Source organism: Aliivibrio finisterrensis, assembly GCF_008933155.1.
Classification (GTDB): Bacteria; Pseudomonadota; Gammaproteobacteria; order Enterobacterales; family Vibrionaceae; genus Aliivibrio; species Aliivibrio finisterrensis.
Window position 1 is genome coordinate 32,706 of sequence record NZ_WBVP01000005.1, and the last position, 18,612, is coordinate 51,317.

Below are 18,612 nucleotides of genomic sequence, written 5' to 3' on the forward strand. Positions count from 1 at the left end.
TGAAATATTCCAGCCCTAATCAACAACGATTTCATAGCAAGGTTCATATTTAGAGCCGGGTAGCTTCATTCGGCCCTGTTTTACAAAATCTTGCAGTAGACGATCCATCTTTTTCATTAAGTCAGGATCACCGTGAAGTTTAAACACACCGTGCTTTTCTATTTCAGCAATACCTTCTGCTTTTACATTTCCAGAGACAATACCTGAGAACGCTTGGCGGAGATTTGCAGTAAGACTTTCAGTCGGTTGGTTTAGATGCAAATCAAGACCAGCCATTGCTTCATGAGTTGGTTCAAAAGGTAATTGGAATTCAGGCTCAATTTTTAGTGCCCAGTTGAAGCTGTAGGAATCATCCGTTGCTTTACGGTATTCTTTTACTTTCTTGATACCATGATTAATGAAGACGGCAACTTTGGCAGGGTCACCAATAACAATATCATAAAAGTGGGTCGCTTCTTCACCTAAGGTATCGCGGATAAAGGTGTCAATAGAGCGGAAATAATCTTCACTCTCTTTTGGACCTGTAAGAACGATAGGCATCGGTTGCTGACGGTTTGCTGGGTTCATCATGATCCCTAAGATATAAAGCAACTCTTCAGCCGTTCCAGGGCCACCAGGAAAAATAACAATACCATGAGCCATACGCACAAACGCTTCTAAACGTTTTTCGATATCAGGCATGATAATAAGTTCATTGACTATTGGGTTTGGCGGCTCAGCAGCAATAATTGAGGGTTCAGTCAAACCAACAAATCGGCTATCGTTATAGCGTTGCTTAGCATGACCAATCGCGGCGCCTTTCATTGGGCCTTCCATTGCTCCTGGGCCACAGCCAGTACAAATATTTAATTCTCGCAAACCAAGTTCATGGCCCACTTCGCGAGTATATTGGTATTCGACAGGATTAATTGAATGCCCGCCCCAACATACCACTAAGTTAGGCTCAATACCTGTATGTAACGCTTTTGCATTACGTAAGATACTGAATACTAGGTTGGTTAGGTGAGTGGCTTTAGTGAGATTTAATCGATTGTGATCCGCAATTTGCATGTTCACATACACCATGTCGCGTAACACAGAAAACAGATGCTCTTGAATGCCTTTGATTATAGTCCCATCAACGAATGCGTGCTCTGGGGGGTTCTTTAACTCAAGTTTAATTCCGCGATCTCGACGTGTGACAGAGACATCAAATGACTTATATTTGTCTAATAATTCTTTTGAGCTGTCAGTATGACTGCCTGAGTTTAATACCGCTAACGTACAGTTCCGATACATACGATAAAGTTCACTAGAAGCGGTTTTCTTTAACTGATCAACTTCTAATTGTGATAGCAAATCCATGCTACCTGCAGGACTAATATGAGTGATCATATTGTGCCTCCCTAGCTATTTTTATTATTGTTTAGTGATTAAACTTACACAGCAATGGAAGGATTAGCGAGGAAAATAAAATAAAAATGAGAGGTTTTTGAAAGAATCACACCAAAAACAACAAGAATTTGGCTAATTACAAATAAATGAATTGCTCTTTTCCTTTTGATTTTTGCTTATAAAGAGCATCAATGGTTCGTTTAATCACTTTTTCAGGAATATCGCTGTTGGTAAATTCAGAGGAGCATACTGACACCGTGACTTTAAGGTGGTCATTTTTAAATTTAAATGGCAATTTAGAAATGGCTAATTGAATTGTTTTAAGCTTCTTTTCTCGTTCTTCTTTAGTGGTTTCGGTAAATAAAATTAAGAATTCTTCACCGCTAAACCGAGCAACAAAATCGGTATCAGATACTTGATTTTCGATGGTTTTTGCAATAATAGTAAGTGCTTTATCGCCAGCTAAATGGCCAAAACGTTCATTGATACGTTTAAATTGATCAATATCGATCATCGCTAAAACAAGAGAGTGCTGATGACGAACCCAACGTTTATATTCTAGATCTAAACGTTCATGCATTGCAGCACGGTTATATACCTTAGTTAGAGGGTCTCTAAATACACGTTGCTGCTGTTCACTTAACTGGCGACGGTACTCAAGAGTTTCTTCATACAAATTATTGAGTTTTTTTGTTGAATATTCATGACGTTCAAGCAGTGCTGCTTCGCGCTCTTGCATTGCGCTATTTCGTTCTGCTAAGTCATTCATTTCATGAAGTAACATTGCCATCTTAGCTTTGTGTTCTTGTTCACTTTCTTTCTTATCTAATAGGTTTTCAGCTTGTTTAATTAGAAGTGAATACTCTTCATTAAGTAAAGTACGCTGCTCTAAGTAAGATTGGCCTTGGCTTTGATTTTGTTCGCTCGTTTTGATGATCTGTGCGACTTGAGTATTAATTTCACCAACGAATACTTGTGATGCTTTACGCTCGTTGTTTGTACCCTCAAGAACCAATTGCAGTGTTTGTAGTGCAAAATTAATCAGTGAGACGGCATCGGTACCGGTAAGAAGTTTACTGCGGATTTCTAATAATTTAGTACCAGACGTATTATTAAAATCCAGTTCAGAAATAAGATGTTGTAACTCATTACTTAATTGTTCTTGGGTATCACTATCAATCACTTCATTACTATTAATTTCAGAAGAGAGTTTCCCAACAGAAATAAATTTAATCGCTCGTTCATAAAGTTCAACTAATCGGACAATACGTTGAATATGCTTACTACCATCGTGAGAAGGGTACTGCAAAAGAGAGCGAAGATCGCGTTTAAGCCCAGCAGGTAGTCCAACAACTCGCTGTAATGTTTCCCCACAGTAAGTTATATGGTCTTCCATTACTGAGTGCTCTTTTTGAACATTCATCTTGTAGCGATTAATGAGTCTTTCAAATGTAGCTATTTGAATAGTTAAATCTGATGTATTTTCAACTTGTTCTATACGAGTTGCTAGATCAACGATTTCTTTATCTAGCTCACTGTCATGATGTTTGCAGGCAGCACAGAAACGTAAAATAATACGTTTTAGAAGCAGTATTTCGCGGCGTGATTTTAGCGTAGTATCACGGTGTGATAGACGTGTTTGATTCAGCTGCTGTTTTAACTGATTTAATTCTGAGGCAACAATGGAAACTTCAATCATAATAACCTAGGGGATAACTCAATATTTATGTAATGTGTTAAAGTATTGATATTGTCAATAAAGTGATAATAACAAAAATATAATTAGCAAGCTAAAAAAAGTATAACATTTTCTTATATTTTAAACATTTACGTCTATTTATTGTTAAATCTGTGAGGTGTTATCCAGATTCATCTTTAATGTATTGAAGTCGTTACTTTTATTAGACCTTGACTAATGGCTTGTTCACAAGCTAATTGTATGTTGTTACTAGCAAAGCTAGCAGCTGGCGCATTATCTATTGCTCGGTAATGTACCCAATGGCAGTTGTTTTCTTTCGTACTCATTTTACAAGCTGTATTGGTTGCCATTAGTAGGATATCAATAAGTTCACGGTCATTGATGGCTGTGTACGCTCTTGGTAAGAAAGGATATTCAACCATACCTATATTAACTGTTCTATCTGTCATTACTTTAGAATCAAAACGATTAATCCACTCTTGAATGGTTTCAGCCATTTCTTGAGAGTTTGATGCTGAATCAGATTTATGTTCAATATAAAGAAAACTAGCGTCGGAAAAATGATAGATACGGCTGGGTAAGCTTACGACAGTCGACAAGTAATCTCCGAATTCTTTTTCAATCGATAAGCCTTCTTGATAGCCATGAGTAAAATATAAATTTTGTAGCATAGGTATATGAAATAAGGTAAATCGAAGTCTATCGCTTAGTGGTTCATTAATCAGTTCACCTAAATGCCATTGCTCTATGTTTGAGCTGCTTTGTTGTAATGATGATGGCAGTCTTTCCGTTAATAAGCGGAAGTTTCGTAAACCACTTCTTGGGTGGGTATAGTATTTATTTAATAGAAGATGCAAACGCTTCTTCAAGAAACGATTAACTTGCTGTTTTCTAAAAGCGTAGATCGAAATAACGGTTAATAAAACGAGTAAAAAACCTGCAATCTTTTGAATTTTAAGGGTTTGTAAATTGTTTTCTTTTAATTTTAGTTCTAACCCTTGGTAATGCAGTGATTGCTCAATGATGCTTTTTTGTTGTCTAAATACCTCTTCATTAATCTCATTTTGTGCCGCTTGAATAGATGAATTTAAGGTTTCGTATTCTCGCTGAGCCTTCAATGCTAGTTGATATTTCCCCATTTTTTCATAGGTTTTGGAAAGTAATTTTTGAGATTGCAGCTTTAATAAAATATTATTGTCTTTTTGGCTGTATTTGATGGCGCTATGAATTTGATCAATTGCCATCTCTGTTTTATTTTGGACAAGATATAACTTCGCTTGTAATAGTGCAGCGTTTGCTTTTTCTTTGGGCAAATTTACATATTCATTAAGATTATTTGCTTGTTTTAAGTAATGCTCACTGAGTGCGTAGTTGTATAATAGAAAGTAAGTATTGGCGATATCTAAACGTAATGAGATTAATTTATTTACGTTATTTTTCTCTTTCTCTTGGTCAAGTGCATTGAAGTATTGAACTAAGGCTAAGTTAAATCGTCCTTGCTTTAAATGTATTTTCGCTATCAATATCAAAACATTGGAAAGTTGTTTACTGTTGTTATAACGACCATAAAATTCAGCCGATTGTGAAGCGTGCTCTAATGCTTTATCCAGTACTTTTCTTTGAAAAAATAATTGGCCAAGTAAATAGTTAGTGGTGGCTAACTGACCACTTCTATCGGCCTCAATGGATTGCCAATAAGCACTTAATAGTTCAGTTAGAGCTTGATCAAATTGTTTGTTTTTTAAAAAATATTTTCCATAAGAAATATGATAAAAAATCATACTGCTTGGGTCTTCAAGCGCAATACCGTGAGACATAGCTTGCTTGTAATATTGCTGTGCCTTGCTGTTATGTCCTTGTTTTGATTCTATCTCTGCATGGATTAATGCCAGTGCGAAATAAAGCTTTTGGTGAATTGCTATTTGCTTATCGTATTGAGTTAACTCTTGTGCGATATCTTCTAAAATCGCATTTGTTTCATCAACATCTTGCGTTAAGTTCCACCATAAACCTGCATAAATAAGTTTTGACTCAAGATAACCTGATTTTAAATTGAATTCTTTCGCTAACGAAATAGCTTGTTTGATCGCTTTAATTGACTTTCTATTGCGGTCAAGGCGTTTATTAGCAAGTGCTTTAATTTGAAATGCTTCTACGGTACTAATGGGAGTTCTAATGGTTCGTTCAGAATCATTATTAATGTGAATTCTATTTGGATCTTGTCTTGGGGATATTTGACGTTGCTCTAGGTACTGCTCAGCAATTGTTCGTGATTGCTCTGGGTTCGTATCTAGCAATTGATACGCGTCATTCAATATAGGCGCAGAGAAAAATTTAGCCCAAGAGGAAAGCGGGAAAAAAAGAAAAATAACAAGAAGGCATTGGCGCAGAGACATGTAAATATTCCATTAAAAAGCAACCGTTACATACTAGCGATGTAGCGGAATTTGTCTACTAAGAATAGACTTAGTAGACAAAATTGAATGCTTTTTTTATTGACGAGCTAAACGGAGGTTGTGCTCTGGTTTTTCTAAATGAGAACTACGGAATGGGTTAATATCCAAACCGCCACGACGAGTATAACGGGCAAATACCGTTAACGAATTTGGCTTACAGAATTTCATTATATCAGTATAGATACGCTCAACACATTGTTCATGGAACTCGTTATGCTGACGGAACGAAATCAAATAACGAAGCAGTTTTTCACGGTCTATTTTATTTCCGGTATAACTGATCTCAACACTGCCCCAATCCGGTTGATTAGTGATTAAACAGTTAGACTTCAATAAATGACTATGCAGTGTTTCTTCTACAACGTCATCAGATGTACTTGATTCTAAATATTCAGCATCAAATTCATAGTTATCAATAACGATATCTTGGTTATCTATACATTCACCAGTCATATCAACAATAGGCTGTTGAGAGTAAGCTTGAACGGGATAGATCTTAACCTTTACCTCTCCGCCTGCACAGGCACTTAAGTCTTTAATTAAGGTGCTTGTAACGTCATCCCATGATGCAAATTTAGTTTGGTTAAAGCTATTTAAATACAGCTTAAAGGACTTTGATTCAACAAGGTTAGGGCTGGTTGCGGGCAGAGTGACATCACCAACCGCTACTTGAGGTAAACCGTTTTGGTTTAGCCAAGATAGTTCATAAAGCGTCCATACGTCACAACCCTGAAATGGTAGCTCATCACCTAAATCAAGATCATCTCGGTTTAAACTACGAGGAACGGCTTGCAATAATTCAGGTTCATAGTTGTGTTTGTATTCGGTTTTTTGGCCAAGAGTCAGAGATTTTAGCTCATCAGCGTTGGTGTATTTAGTCATATTGAAAATGCCAAAAGTAGATTAGAATAAGAATAACGGAGTAAATCATCATTATTCATTTAATATCGCTTAGTTTACTTTAATTTTTACATTATTAGGAGAATCGAATGCCACTTTCGGTAGAGCAAGCGCTTGCTAACTTTAGTCAACGTTATGTCGAAGCATGGAAATCAAAACATAATAGCCTTCCGATGAACGAAGAATTAGTGGGATTAGCTTCTCCTTGTATTGATGAAACTCGTGATTTAGAAGTGTCATGGCAGCCTGTTAATCGTGATGAAAGTATTCGCTTAGTTAATATCGAACAAGGTATTGAGCTTGATCTGCATGATGATTTTCATGCCTTTTATGGTGCCCAATTCAGTGCTGATATGATGGCTAAATTTGGTGATATAAATATTGAATTACTTCAAGTATGGAGTGATGAAGATTTAGAGCGCTTACAAGGCAATATGCTAGGTCACCTTGTGATGCAACGCCGATTAAAATTAGTCCCAACATTATTTATTGCCGTCACTGATGATGAAATGGAAGTGATCTCTATTTGTAATCAAACGGGTGAGATTATTCTAGATACGGTAGGAACAAAAAAGAGATCCGTATTGGCAGCAACGATGGTTGAGTTTTTAGAAAAACTAGAACCTGTTGTTGAGTAAACTGATTTAAGTAAATCGATAAAATCCCCAAGATGTTAGGAAAGAAGCGTTAATGTTTGTAACTGAATTAGATTTTGAAATCTATTGCGATACCTCTATGGCGGCAGTAGAAAAGGCCATCAATTATTGTTTAGATTGTCTGCGTTATAATGGACAAGTGATTGGTCGTGAGTTGCCCGTTGTTATGAAAGGAACAAACTTTGTTGCTCGAGTGGTTTGCCCTGAAGAAGATTCACTTCATCCTGATAATCATAGTCCACAAGTAAAACTGGCATTTAAACAATTAAGTGAATTTGGGTTGCTGCAACCTAAAGTTAAGATTGTTGGTCAAGATATGAATTCTGATCCGAGTGATGAGAGTGAAAAAGTAAGTTGGCAAATTCTTTATACCAGCCACTTACATACCTGTTCTCCGATCCGTCATGGTGAGACATTTCAGCCAATCCCTCTTTATCGTTTGCCTGCTGTTGCTAATGGCGATCAAAAACAGTTTATTAAATGGCAAGAAGATTGGAGTGCTTGTGATCAATTGCAAATGAATGGTTCTGTTGTTGAGCATCCGTCTTTACATGAAATTAGTTCAAGTAAAAGTCATTTATTTAAGCGTGGTTGGGATCTATGTCGTCGTATGGCTGTGGTTAGTGGCATCCCAACTTACTTATATATTTATCGTGTTGCTGGTGAAAGCAAAGAAAAAGAGCAAGCGCGTAAATGTCCAGTGTGTGATGGTGATTGGGCGTTAGCAGAGCCTATCCATGAAGTCTTTGATTTTAAATGCGATGAATGTCGATTGGTTAGTAATCTGTCTTGGGATTTTAAAGACTGATTATGAATTAATACCAATCTACATAAGTATTTGATCATTCTTGCTTGTTAAAATTGATTATATCTGAGTTATACCTTTCTATTGCAAAAATTAGGTGTAATTAGATCCACTAGTTACTGTAATTTATGTCTTGCTCTAATCGATTTTTCCTTCGCAATTATCTGAACAACTACTTATCCAGAATGGTATAACTTGGATATAGATAAACTAATGGGAGCTCACAATGAGCTCCCATTTTTTATTTTAACTTTCTATTTTTTAGCGATTTATTTTTTAAATTTAGCAAGAATACGATCTAGTTGATTGGCAAATTCACGTCGGTCGGTTTGCGATAGAGCAGCAGGACCACCAGTTTGAATGCCACTGGCACGCATGGTCTCCATAAAGTCACGAATGTTCAATCGTGCTTTAATAGTTGCTTCTGTATAAAGCTCACCACGAGGGTTTAATACTTGCACTTTCTTAGCGATTAACTCTGCTGCCAAGGGAATATCACCACTGATCACCAAGTCACCCGCTTCCGAGCGTCTTACAATTTCATCATCAGCTACATCAAAACCCGATTCAACTTGGATTGATTTAATATTTAAAGCAGATGGTACCGGGATGTAATGGTTAGCAACAAAAGTCAGTTGAATGCCAGTACGTGTAGCGGCGCGACAAAGTACTTCTTTGACGACTTTTGGACATGCATCAGCATCTACCCAAATTTGCATTATTTATTCTCCAGAGCGGCTAAACGTTGCGATAACTCTTTTACTTGAAACTCAAGTTGGGCAATACGTTCATCTGCTGTTAATGGGGTGTCTTTGACTTCAATCTTAGGAATGCTTGAAGTGGATTTAAAAGATTTAACTGCAGTAATAATGGCTGGCATTGGTACTTGAGTAGTCAATCGTGAGCGAACAAGAGCCGTTGTCGGCTTTTTTCCTTCATCAGTTAAATCTTGCAATATCTTTTGCAGTTCATCCGTTACGTTTTTCATTGTGACGTCCTATATTTCATCTGAGTCCATAATAACTAAAGATGTACACTTCTACTATAAGAATAAATACGTGATCTAGATCTCCCTATTGAAATGGTGGATTTTAAAGATGAATAGAAAAATGGAAATGAGAGTGTGCGAGATCTCTCACTTAAAGGATAAGAAATATCGTTTTCTTTATCGTAAATATGTCCTTTTATTTATTTAAGCTTCTGTTTTTATTGATTATTGATATTTTCTTTGCATATTGTAATGAGAAACAGATAGAAAAGTGCTGCTAGACCATTGTTCAAAAAAGTCAAAAGCGTAATCTTATTGGTGTCGGAAGGATGCTGACACGGAACAGGAACTCGCCAAGGATTTGGTATGCTTTAGGATAAGGCACTCGGTTACTTAGGATGAGTAATCGGCATGGAAAGCAAAATTGGACATTGAATGGATTCAATAGTAGCTAGGATGGTTACTACTAAGGAAAGACAATGGATACCTCTAGGATAGAGGAAGGATAAACATCAGGATGATGTAAAGGACACCGCTAGGATAGCGATGAAAGGATAAGCTGACGGATTTCAGCATACTATCAAGGATTTGATATACGGAGCACCATAAGTAGCCGGACTGCTGCGAGTAGAGTTATGACCCCATTAGACGAGAGTTTAATGGGGTTTTTCTTTTTTACCTCAACTATCTAATACCATTCTGGATAAGTAGTTGTTCAGATAATTGCGTAGGAAAAATCGATTATAGCAAGGCATAAATTACAGTAACTAGTGGGTCTAATTACAAAATTTATAACGCTGATATAATCGATTTTAACAAGCAAGAATGATCAAATACTTATGTAGATTGGTATAAGCTTCCATCCTAAATACGAAGAATTATCGGATTCTCTATTCGTTAGATTTGTATTATTTCAAGCAAGCCCTTTCGTATAAAAAAACATCAAATCATCGAGATCACATTTTTAACCTGTAAATTATTAATATTCGTGAGTTGAATCATATTTGCTCAAATATGCAATGTAACCGGTTACTGAAACCGGTTACATTACTTTCAGTTTATGATTTCGCATGTTTAAAATTCAATTCAGGGGTGAAAAATGAGTACGCAAGCGGCAACGATGCAAAGCACAATAATGGAGAAGGTAAATAAAATCCTTCCTAAGCTTTTAAAGGTAGTTAACTCAAAACCAATTGTAGCTATTAAAGAAGGCTTCATGTTAACCATGCCATTGACCATCATTGGTTCAGTATTTTTATTACTGGCTTTTGTTCCTATTGATGGGTATGACCAATTTATGGCAGGTATTTTTGGTGCAGAATGGTCAACACCATTATTTCAAGTAGTAGGTGCAACGTTTGATATTTTGGCATTAATTGGTGCTTTTGGTATTGCGTATACTTACGTAAAGTACGAAGGACACAATGGCGTAAATGCGGGGGTGTTAGCCATTGTTTCTCTTCTTATAGTAATGAACGCTTTTGTTGTAGCACCTGATGGTGTTACGCATATAGGCGGTGTGATACCAAAAGCCTTCCTTGGCGGTAAGGGGATGATTGCAGCTATCGTAATTGGTCTAGTTGTTGGCATGATTTATTCAATGGCCTTTAATCGTAATTGGGTCATCAAGTTGCCTGACAGTGTGCCTGAAGGGGTTTCTAATGCCTTTAAATCGCTTATTCCGGGTTTCATCATTATTACACTTGCTTTCTTAACCTATATTTTCTTTGAAGTTGTATTTGAAAGAACCTTTATTGAAACTATCTACCATATTATTCAAACGCCGCTACAAAGCATGTCTGATTCTTTCTTTGGGGCTGTCGGCATTGCTCTACTTATTTCTCTGCTTTGGTGGTGTGGTGTCCATGGTCCAGTCATTGTTATGGGTATTATGGGACCAATCGTTACTGCCAATGCACTTCATAACCAATCGATAGTAAATGCTGGTGAAGTGCTGATTGCTGGTGAGAATGGAAAGATAGTAACAAACCAATTTGTTGACCAATTCATTACCGTTGGTGGTTCAGGTTTAACGTTTGGCTTAGTGTGCTGTATGGTGCTATTTGCCCGTTCTATTCAGTTTAAACAACTTGGCCGCCTTTCTTTTATCCCAGGTATTTTCAATATCAATGAACCTGTAATTTTTGCTACACCAATTATCTTTAACCCAATCATGTTTATCCCATTTGTAACCGCTCCAGTTCTATCTGCAATTATGGTTTATACCTCAATTAATATGGGATTTGTTGGACCATTCACAGCCGTTCAAGTGCCATGGACAACACCAATAGTATTGAGTGGATTTATTGTAGGAGGGTGGAGTGCCGCAGTACTACAGATTGCAGTTTTCTGTATGACACTATGCGTTTACTTCCCATTCTTTAAGTATTTAGACAAATTAACGGCGCAAGAAGAAGCAAAATCAGCAGCGCCAGAAACAGAATCTGTAACAACGACAGCAACAGCTTAATTGAAATTTATTAGATTATTATCGAGGTTATTATGAAAAAGATTTTACTACTATGCGCAGCGGGCATGTCTACATCAATGGTTGTAAAAAAAATGCGTGAATCAGCAGCTCAACAAGAGCTAGATATTCATATCGAAGCACACGGCGTTGAAACGATTCAAGACTATTTAGCAGAATACGATTTGTTTTTATTAGGGCCGCAAATTCGTTTCAAAAAAGATGAACTTCAAAAACTGGCTGATGAAGTTAATAAGAAAGTTGAAGTCATCGATATGATGGATTACGGCATGATGAAGGGAGATAAAATCCTTAAAGATGCATTGGTACTTTTAGGTTAATCACATTCTAGGCCTAGGTTAACTTAGGCCAAAACAAACATCAGTTGGCTACTGATTTATTAGCAGCAGTAAAGTAGGGATTCGAGATGAAATTTGCAAATGATTTTTTATTAGGCGCAGCAACCGCTTCTTACCAAATAGAAGGCGCATGGGATCAAGATGGAAAAGGCCCAACAAACTGGGATGAGTTTACTAAAATTCCAGGAAAAACGTTCGAAGGTACTAATGGTGATGTCGCTATTGACCACTATAATCGCTATAAAGAAGATATCGCATTAATGGCTGAAATGGGATTGGAATCTTATCGTTTTTCAATCTCTTGGGCTCGTATTTTCCCAAATGGCACGGGTGAGATTAATCAAAAAGGCATCGATTTTTACAATAATGTCATTGATGAATGTTTGAAATATGGCATTGTTCCTTTTGTTACTTTATATCACTGGGATTTACCTCTTACGTTAGAAAAAGAAGGTTCATGGTTAAATAAAGCCACCTGCGATGCGTATGTTGAATTTGCAAAGTTATGTTTTAATGAATTCGGTGACCGTGTTAAGCATTTCATTACCTTTAATGAAACCGTAGTGTTCTGTGCACTAGGCTATATGGCTGGCGCGCATCCACCGGGGATCCAAAATGATCCTAAGAAGTACTTCCAGGCGACACACAATGTATTTTATGCGCATGCTAAAGCGGTTATTGAATATAAAAAATTAAATCAATTTGGTGAAATTGGTTTGAGTCATGTATTTAGCCCAGCGTTTGGAGTGGATGATTCAGAGGCGAGTCATTTTGCTGCAATGCATGCCAATCAATTTAGTATGAACTGGTTCTATGATCCTATTCTGCTTGGTAAATACCCTGAATACGTAGTTAAGCAACTACAAGAAGAAGGCAACTTACCTGATTGGACAGATGAAGAGCTACAAACTATTTTTGAAGCAGCGCCGTTGAATGACTTTATGGGGCTGAATTACTACCAACCACAACGTGTTGAAAAAATTGAAGGTAGTGTGGCGTCTCGAACGATTACTCGTGAAAACTCAACGGGTTCACCGGGTAATCCAAGCTACGATAATGTGTACCGCACTGTAAAAATGGACGATAAAAAATACACAAAATGGGATTGGGAAATTTCACCAGAAGGTTTTGTTTCTGGGCTTGAAATGATCAAAGAGCACTATGGTCAGATCAAACTGTACATTACGGAAAATGGTTTGGGAGATGAAGACCCGATTATTGATGGTGAAGTGTGTGATATCCCACGTATCAACTTCATAAAAGATCATTTAGGCGCAGTAAAAGAAGCCGTTCGTCGAGGTGTTCATATAAAAGGGTATTACGCTTGGTCTGCGATTGATTTATTGAGCTGGTTAAATGGCTATAAAAAACAATATGGTTTTATTTATGTCGATCATCAAAATGGATTAGAGCGAAAGAAAAAAGCGTCATTCCATTGGTTTAAAGACGTTATCGCTACCCGTGGTGAAAACATTTAACGAAAATAAAGGGAGAGGCTCGTATTATGGCAACGTATATTTCATTTGATATTGGTGGTACAGACATAAAGTTTGGCGTGTTAAATGAGCAAGGACAAGTTCTTGAGCAAGGTAAGGTAACCACTGAAACTTGCGGAGAAAAAATCATTGCCACTCTTGTCGATATAAAAGATCAGTGGTCAAAAAAGTATACGTTTGATGGTGCGGCTTTCTCTCTTCCTGGATTTGTTGATGTCAATACAGGGTATTTAAAAACGGGTGGAGCAATTGATGATTTCTACGGTTTTCAGTTTAAAAATGAATTAACTAAGAGATTATCATTACCAGTTGAGCTAGAGAATGATGTTAACTGCGTGGCATTGGCTGAAAAATGGCGTGGTAAAGCGAAGAATGTTGAGAATTTTATTTGTATTACGATAGGCACAGGAATTGGTGGCGCTATTTATATCAATAATCAAATGGTTCGAGGTCATGGCTTTATGGCCGGAGAATTTGGTTATATGTTTACGAAAAATGTATTTGATATTGAAGATAAAGCAACAGCAAGTATGAGTTTTACTGCCTCAGTCAGAGAAGGGCTAAGACGTCGTTATTCTAATTTAAAAAACATTAATAGTATTGATAATATATCAGGAAAGGATGTTTTTGATCTCGCATCAACAGGTGATAAAGTTGCAATAAAAGTAATTGATGACTTTTATAATAATATTGCTATCGGTTTATATAATCTTACGTTTATTTTAAATCCAGAGAAAATAATTATTGGCGGAGCAATTAGTAGTCGAGAAGATTTAATTTTTAATATTGAAGATAAATTTAATCAAATAATTAAAAGCCAAGGTTCAATTAATGATTTTAATGTTAAAGAGTTAGTTTCGATTGAAAAAAGCACTTTCAATAATGACAGTGGTTTAATCGGTGCAGTATATCACTTTTTAATAATGAAAAATAAATTTAAATAGGAATAGATACTATGTTAGTTGGTGAAGAGTTAGAAATCACAGTAATGGAACTTATTATTAATGCGGGTGAATCTAAGTCATGCGCAATGGAAGCATTACGAGCGGCTAAAACCGGTGAGTGGGATAAAGTTGATGATCTTTTAAAGCAGTCGGCAGAGGCTTCAAAAAGAGCACATGATGTACAAACACAACTTATCGGTATGGATGAGGGAGAAGGAAAAGTACCGGTTAATTTAATTATGGTGCATGCCCAAGACCACATTATGACCTCAATGCTTGCAAAAGAGATGATTCAAGAGTTAATTGAGATCCATCGCGCATTGCAGAATAAATAATAACGTGTATTTAGCGTAATAACTTAGCTATTATTACGCTAATTTCAAATACCTATTTTTGAGGGAACAATGGCAACAATCAATGACGTATGTAAGCTTGCTGGTGTTTCTAAAGCAACCGTTTCTCGAGTAATGAATGGGAAAGGGCCAGTAAAAGAAGAAACAAAAAAACTGATTTTTGATGCAATGGAAACATTGAACTATAAACCGAGTCTAGTGGCTCAAGCATTGGCAACAAATAGTTCGAATAGTATTGGTCTTATTGTGTCGTTCTTTGATGGTTATTATTTTGGTATTTTACTCAAAGAAGCGACAAGAATTGCAGAAGAATCGGGAAAGCAATTAATCGTCACTGATGGTCATAACCAACTTGAAACTGAAATTGAAGCCATTAATTCATTAGTCGCAAGAAAATGCGATGCTATTTTAATTTATAGTCGTACTATGACGGCTGATGATTATTGCGAAATTCAGAAAAAATTGCCTATCCCACTTGTTGTTATTAATCGAACGCTACCTGATGGCTTAGGGCATGCAGTGGCTTTTGACCAATATGATGCAAGCCAAATGGCTATTGAGCATCTTGTTGAATCAGGGCATAAAAATATTGCAATTATCACTCTTAATATGGGTTCAAGTACCGGTCAAATTCGTTTGAAAGGTGCGAAAGAAACGCTCGAAAAGCATGGCATTGCTTACGATGATAATTTAACTGTTATCAAAGATGGTAAGTTAGAAGATGGGTATCAAGCGTGTAAAGAGTTACTTAAGCGCTCGCAAGATATTACTGCTATTTTTTGTTTTAATGATCATTTAGCTTTAGGGGCAATTAAAGCATTAAAAGAGTTAAATATTCGTGTTCCTGAGGATATTTCAATTGTTGGAATAGATAATGATGAGATCTCTGCATTTTTATCTCCCGCATTAACAACGATTAATATTCCGATTAAAAAAGTAACTCAGTTGGCAATGGATAAAGCATTGAGATTGATTTCTGATAAAGAAGTAAAAGCAACTACTGAAATATTAAAAGGGAATTTAATCATTCGTGAGTCTACAAAAAATATAATTAAATAATGTATCATTTTAAAAAGCATCAATAATTTGATGCTTTTAATTTTACCCATTGAAAATGAAATTATTTAAAACCTAAAAATAAAATATATATAAATATAAAACGTGCGTGATCAGCTTAATATTTAATACTTATAAGTATTGAATGAGTGCAATATAAAGGTGAATAATTTAATTAGTTCATGAGTAAGTCGTAAATATAATTCGATAATATTCGTGAGTAATTTAATTTGCTGTTTTACTATTTTAAGGAATTATAATGAAATTATTACCTGTTGCTCTGGCTGTAATGGCGACCCTATCTTCATTTTCTATTTTTGCGGAAACAGATCCACTGGATAATATCCAAGTAGATGATCAACAACCACTCGTTATTTCTCCTCAAACTGATATTCCTGATGGAATTGTTTTTTCTGGATATGCTCGTTATGGTTTTCATTTTTCAGATGATGTTGAAAAGTATGTATCTGCCGATGGCCAATTGATTGGTAATGCTGCTGGTCGTTTAGGTAATGAAGGCAATGGCGGTGAGTTTCAGTTTGCTAAAGGATTCGTCTCTGATAATGGCACTATTTGGGATGTTGTTGTCATGTTAGAGCATTGGGGTGATGAGGTTGGTTTAAAGAAATTCTATGCGGGGGCGACGAATGTCTTTGAATCTCAACCTAATGCCTATATTTGGGCTGGTCGAGATTTCCATAACCGACCACAAACGGGCTTGAACGATTATTTCTGGATGATGAATGATTCTCAAGGTGCAGGTATTAAAAACCTTGAATTTGGTAATGTGAAATTTGATATGGCTGCGGTAGCACAAGTCGTTGATGGTGGTGGCACTGGTGACAGTGGTAATTATGCAATTACATCTAAATTACATGGGATTAATTTAACGGACGCATTAGATCTTTCTTTGTATGCTAACTATGGTTTTTCCTCTAAAAATACTGAAAAAAATCGAGAAGATGATACAACCTGTAAAGGTGTAGATAGAAATGGCACCTGTTATGTAGATGATATTGACTCGTACCAACTGGCGCTTGAGTTAAACCATAGTGTTGGAATGATGAGTAATAAGTTTGTGACCCGCTATGGTAATAACGTTGATAACAATATTTTTAATAAAACAGAAGATTTATCGACGTTGTTAATGCAGTTAGAAGGTAAGTTAGTAATGAGCCATCAAACTAATATTGAATATCTAGTTGGTTATCAATCATTAGAAGATAAAAATGCGAGTCAAGATGACAGAGCTAACTACAGTGCCATTGTGCGTCCTACTTATGCATGGAACAATATTCATTCTACATGGTTAGAGGCTGGTTATTCATTGGTTGATTTTGATAACCAAAGCGGACAAAACGATGCTTGGAAAGTGACGTTATCTCAAAATATTAGTTTCGATATGGACTCTGGTGCACGCCCAATGCTGAGATTTTATGCAACGGTTGGAGATTCGAACACCGAAGTGGATTTAACTCGTGGAGAAACGGGTAAACAAGATACCTTTGCTGTTGGTGCTATGTGGGAAGCGTGGTGGTAAGAATACCGATATTTTAAAATAAGGGGGGAATTGAGCAGGGTCCAATACTGAGGGCCTGCTCAGTTTTCGTTAATATTCTTCAGCCATTCGATAAGGAGGTAAATTAAACTTTGCAGCCTTAAAGCCTACCATGATCAATTTGCCTGTGTAGTGATCATCACCAATAGAAGAAAATTCAAATTCATACATGGTATATAACTGTTTCTTACCACTTGGTAAGCGAAATCCATACGATCCTCTTGCGACACTTAGTAGCTGCAATTCCATTTTTTTACAGTAATGCTGAATGGCTTGATGCGCGTATTCTGATTGTCTTCTTTGTTGCCAAAAAAGAAAACAGAAAAGCGTTAATGCCAATATCGCAAGTAGACTATCCATATCTTAGCTCTTCGTGGTTTGCTGTAATTGTAATAAAGCGTCTGCAAGTTTAGGGTCCGCTTCTCCATGAAGGATCTGAAGTATGCACATACGAAGCTTCGGTTGCATTACTAAGTCAGCAAACAATTGATTAAACAGTTGTTGATCACCTGTTTGAGCTAATCGCAATAAGAAAAGATTAGCAACAGACAGCTCCTCTAATCCACTCCAGCAACGACCAGCAATGGCGACGAGCACTTCAGGGTGGCTCAAGCGTTCACTAGATAAAATCAAAATCAGTGCTTCAGTTAAGGTATTTTTATCTGCACCAGAAAGCGCACGAATATGTGCAGATAGTAGAAACAGATCAGATTCTTTGTTATTACATAGATCTTGGATTATCTCTAATTGCTTTTGTGCTAATTTTTCAGGTAAATTAATGTGCTCTAAGCAGCCTAATGTAGCGTATAAAACCGTTGTCGGTAAATGAGACAGTGCTTTGCGCAGTGCGGTACTGTTATTGTCTTTATCTACATTGGCACATACATCAGCTAACCCTTGCATTCCCACAAATTGCCAGTTATCCCAACCATTATTACCGGAAAGGTAGGTTTTAGCATGTTCATAATACTGACTCATTGGCTGTGATAATTCAGTACGTAATACACTATGAAACATCGCCATTTTGTCGTCTTTTGGCTTGAATGTATAAGGGTTATTTGACAGTTTTTGTTGTTGCTCTTCGTTTAAATCGCCACTTAGTGAAACTCCAATCGCTTCGATGACGTATTTAATGAAATTACCGATATCTGCTTGCTGCAGTAAGCTTCGCTCATCTAAAGGAAGTTTTAAAAACCAAATCCAAGGTTGTTTAGCCTCATTCCAATAAGCAATAGCTAAATGAGCATGACGCTGTAGCGGAAAAGGATAAGGTTGCTGCCCAGCTTCTATAGATTCAAATTGTTTATTTGATATAGGTTGAACACGGCGACCTAAGTCATAAATCGTGTATTCACAATTTGATTGTTGTATAAGTTGGCTAAGCGTATAAATCTGATCCATGATATGTCTTATTCTATGGGTAATGTCGTGATTATACCCAAGCCTTGATAAGATGGTATCCTTTGTCATTAAAAGTATCAGAGAGTGCGAGTTTTATCGG

At 36.6% G+C, this 18,612-nt stretch carries 17 protein-coding genes; 9 read left to right on the forward strand and 8 right to left on the reverse strand.

Annotated elements, in window-relative coordinates:
- Positions 1-15 precede the first annotated feature (15 nt).
- The 4 genes from ppnN to queF form a co-directional block, all read right to left on the reverse strand.
- Positions 16-1,374, reverse strand: coding sequence for a nucleotide 5'-monophosphate nucleosidase PpnN (ppnN, locus tag F8B77_RS06040; RefSeq protein ID WP_151654575.1), 1,359 nt, complete (start codon positions 1,372-1,374; stop codon positions 16-18).
- A 136-nt stretch (positions 1,375-1,510) separates the two neighbouring features.
- Positions 1,511-3,073, reverse strand: coding sequence for a GGDEF domain-containing protein (locus F8B77_RS06045; protein WP_151654577.1), 1,563 nt, complete (start codon positions 3,071-3,073; stop codon positions 1,511-1,513).
- A 176-nt stretch (positions 3,074-3,249) separates the two neighbouring features.
- Positions 3,250-5,469: a tetratricopeptide repeat protein gene (locus tag F8B77_RS06050; RefSeq protein WP_151654579.1), complete on the reverse strand. Its 2,220-nt coding sequence runs from the start codon at positions 5,467-5,469 to the stop codon at positions 3,250-3,252.
- Between the two features lie 96 nt (positions 5,470-5,565).
- On the reverse strand, positions 5,566-6,411 hold the full coding sequence (queF, locus tag F8B77_RS06055) for an NADPH-dependent 7-cyano-7-deazaguanine reductase QueF (protein WP_151654581.1): 846 nt from the start codon (positions 6,409-6,411) through the stop codon (positions 5,566-5,568).
- 107 nt (positions 6,412-6,518) lie between these two features.
- Between queF and syd the strand changes: the two genes are divergently transcribed.
- Both syd and F8B77_RS06065 read left to right on the forward strand, forming a co-directional pair.
- Entirely contained in the window at positions 6,519-7,067 is a 549-nt protein-coding gene (gene syd / locus F8B77_RS06060; protein WP_151654583.1) for a SecY-interacting protein, read from the forward strand.
- Positions 7,068-7,119: 52 nt separating this feature from the next.
- Complete coding sequence (locus tag F8B77_RS06065) at positions 7,120-7,893, forward strand: Zn-ribbon-containing protein (protein WP_151654585.1); 774 nt, start codon at positions 7,120-7,122, stop codon at positions 7,891-7,893.
- A gap of 266 nt (positions 7,894-8,159) precedes the next feature.
- On the opposite strand, the gene F8B77_RS06070 is transcribed toward F8B77_RS06065, so the two are convergent.
- Positions 8,160-8,609 (reverse strand): YaiI/YqxD family protein, encoded by a 450-nt coding sequence (locus F8B77_RS06070; RefSeq protein WP_151654587.1) that lies wholly within the window; start codon positions 8,607-8,609, stop codon positions 8,160-8,162.
- On the reverse strand, positions 8,609-8,878 hold the full coding sequence (locus F8B77_RS06075; protein ID WP_151654589.1) for a hypothetical protein: 270 nt from the start codon (positions 8,876-8,878) through the stop codon (positions 8,609-8,611). Before F8B77_RS06075 ends, F8B77_RS06070 begins: the two co-directional genes overlap by 1 nt.
- A gap of 1,099 nt (positions 8,879-9,977) precedes the next feature.
- Between F8B77_RS06075 and F8B77_RS06080 the strand changes: the two genes are divergently transcribed.
- From F8B77_RS06080 to F8B77_RS06110, 7 genes are all read left to right on the forward strand, one after another.
- Entirely contained in the window at positions 9,978-11,348 is a 1,371-nt protein-coding gene (locus F8B77_RS06080; protein WP_130088064.1) for a PTS sugar transporter subunit IIC, read from the forward strand.
- Between the two features lie 32 nt (positions 11,349-11,380).
- Positions 11,381-11,686, forward strand: a complete 306-nt coding sequence (locus F8B77_RS06085; protein ID WP_151654591.1) for a PTS sugar transporter subunit IIB — start codon at positions 11,381-11,383, stop codon at positions 11,684-11,686.
- 86 nt (positions 11,687-11,772) lie between these two features.
- A complete protein-coding gene (locus F8B77_RS06090) occupies positions 11,773-13,182 on the forward strand; it encodes a glycoside hydrolase family 1 protein (protein WP_151654593.1) in 1,410 nt (469 codons plus the stop codon).
- A 26-nt stretch (positions 13,183-13,208) separates the two neighbouring features.
- Complete coding sequence (locus F8B77_RS06095) at positions 13,209-14,144, forward strand: ROK family protein (protein WP_151654596.1); 936 nt, start codon at positions 13,209-13,211, stop codon at positions 14,142-14,144.
- A gap of 11 nt (positions 14,145-14,155) precedes the next feature.
- Positions 14,156-14,479 carry a PTS lactose/cellobiose transporter subunit IIA gene (locus F8B77_RS06100; RefSeq protein WP_151654598.1) on the forward strand — a complete coding sequence of 108 codons (324 nt, stop codon included), beginning with the start codon at positions 14,156-14,158 and terminating at the stop codon, positions 14,477-14,479.
- 69 nt (positions 14,480-14,548) lie between these two features.
- Positions 14,549-15,556, forward strand: a complete 1,008-nt coding sequence (locus F8B77_RS06105; RefSeq protein ID WP_151654600.1) for a LacI family DNA-binding transcriptional regulator — start codon at positions 14,549-14,551, stop codon at positions 15,554-15,556.
- 256 nt (positions 15,557-15,812) lie between these two features.
- Positions 15,813-17,093 (forward strand): carbohydrate porin, encoded by a 1,281-nt coding sequence (locus tag F8B77_RS06110; RefSeq protein ID WP_151654603.1) that lies wholly within the window; start codon positions 15,813-15,815, stop codon positions 17,091-17,093.
- Between the two features lie 69 nt (positions 17,094-17,162).
- Here F8B77_RS06110 and F8B77_RS06115 read toward each other — a convergent pair whose 3' ends face one another.
- Positions 17,163-17,471, reverse strand: a complete 309-nt coding sequence (locus F8B77_RS06115; RefSeq protein ID WP_151654605.1) for a DUF3301 domain-containing protein — start codon at positions 17,469-17,471, stop codon at positions 17,163-17,165.
- A 3-nt stretch (positions 17,472-17,474) separates the two neighbouring features.
- A complete protein-coding gene (locus tag F8B77_RS06120; RefSeq protein WP_151654607.1) occupies positions 17,475-18,512 on the reverse strand; it encodes a DUF3549 family protein in 1,038 nt (345 codons plus the stop codon).
- Positions 18,513-18,612 lie beyond the last annotated feature (100 nt).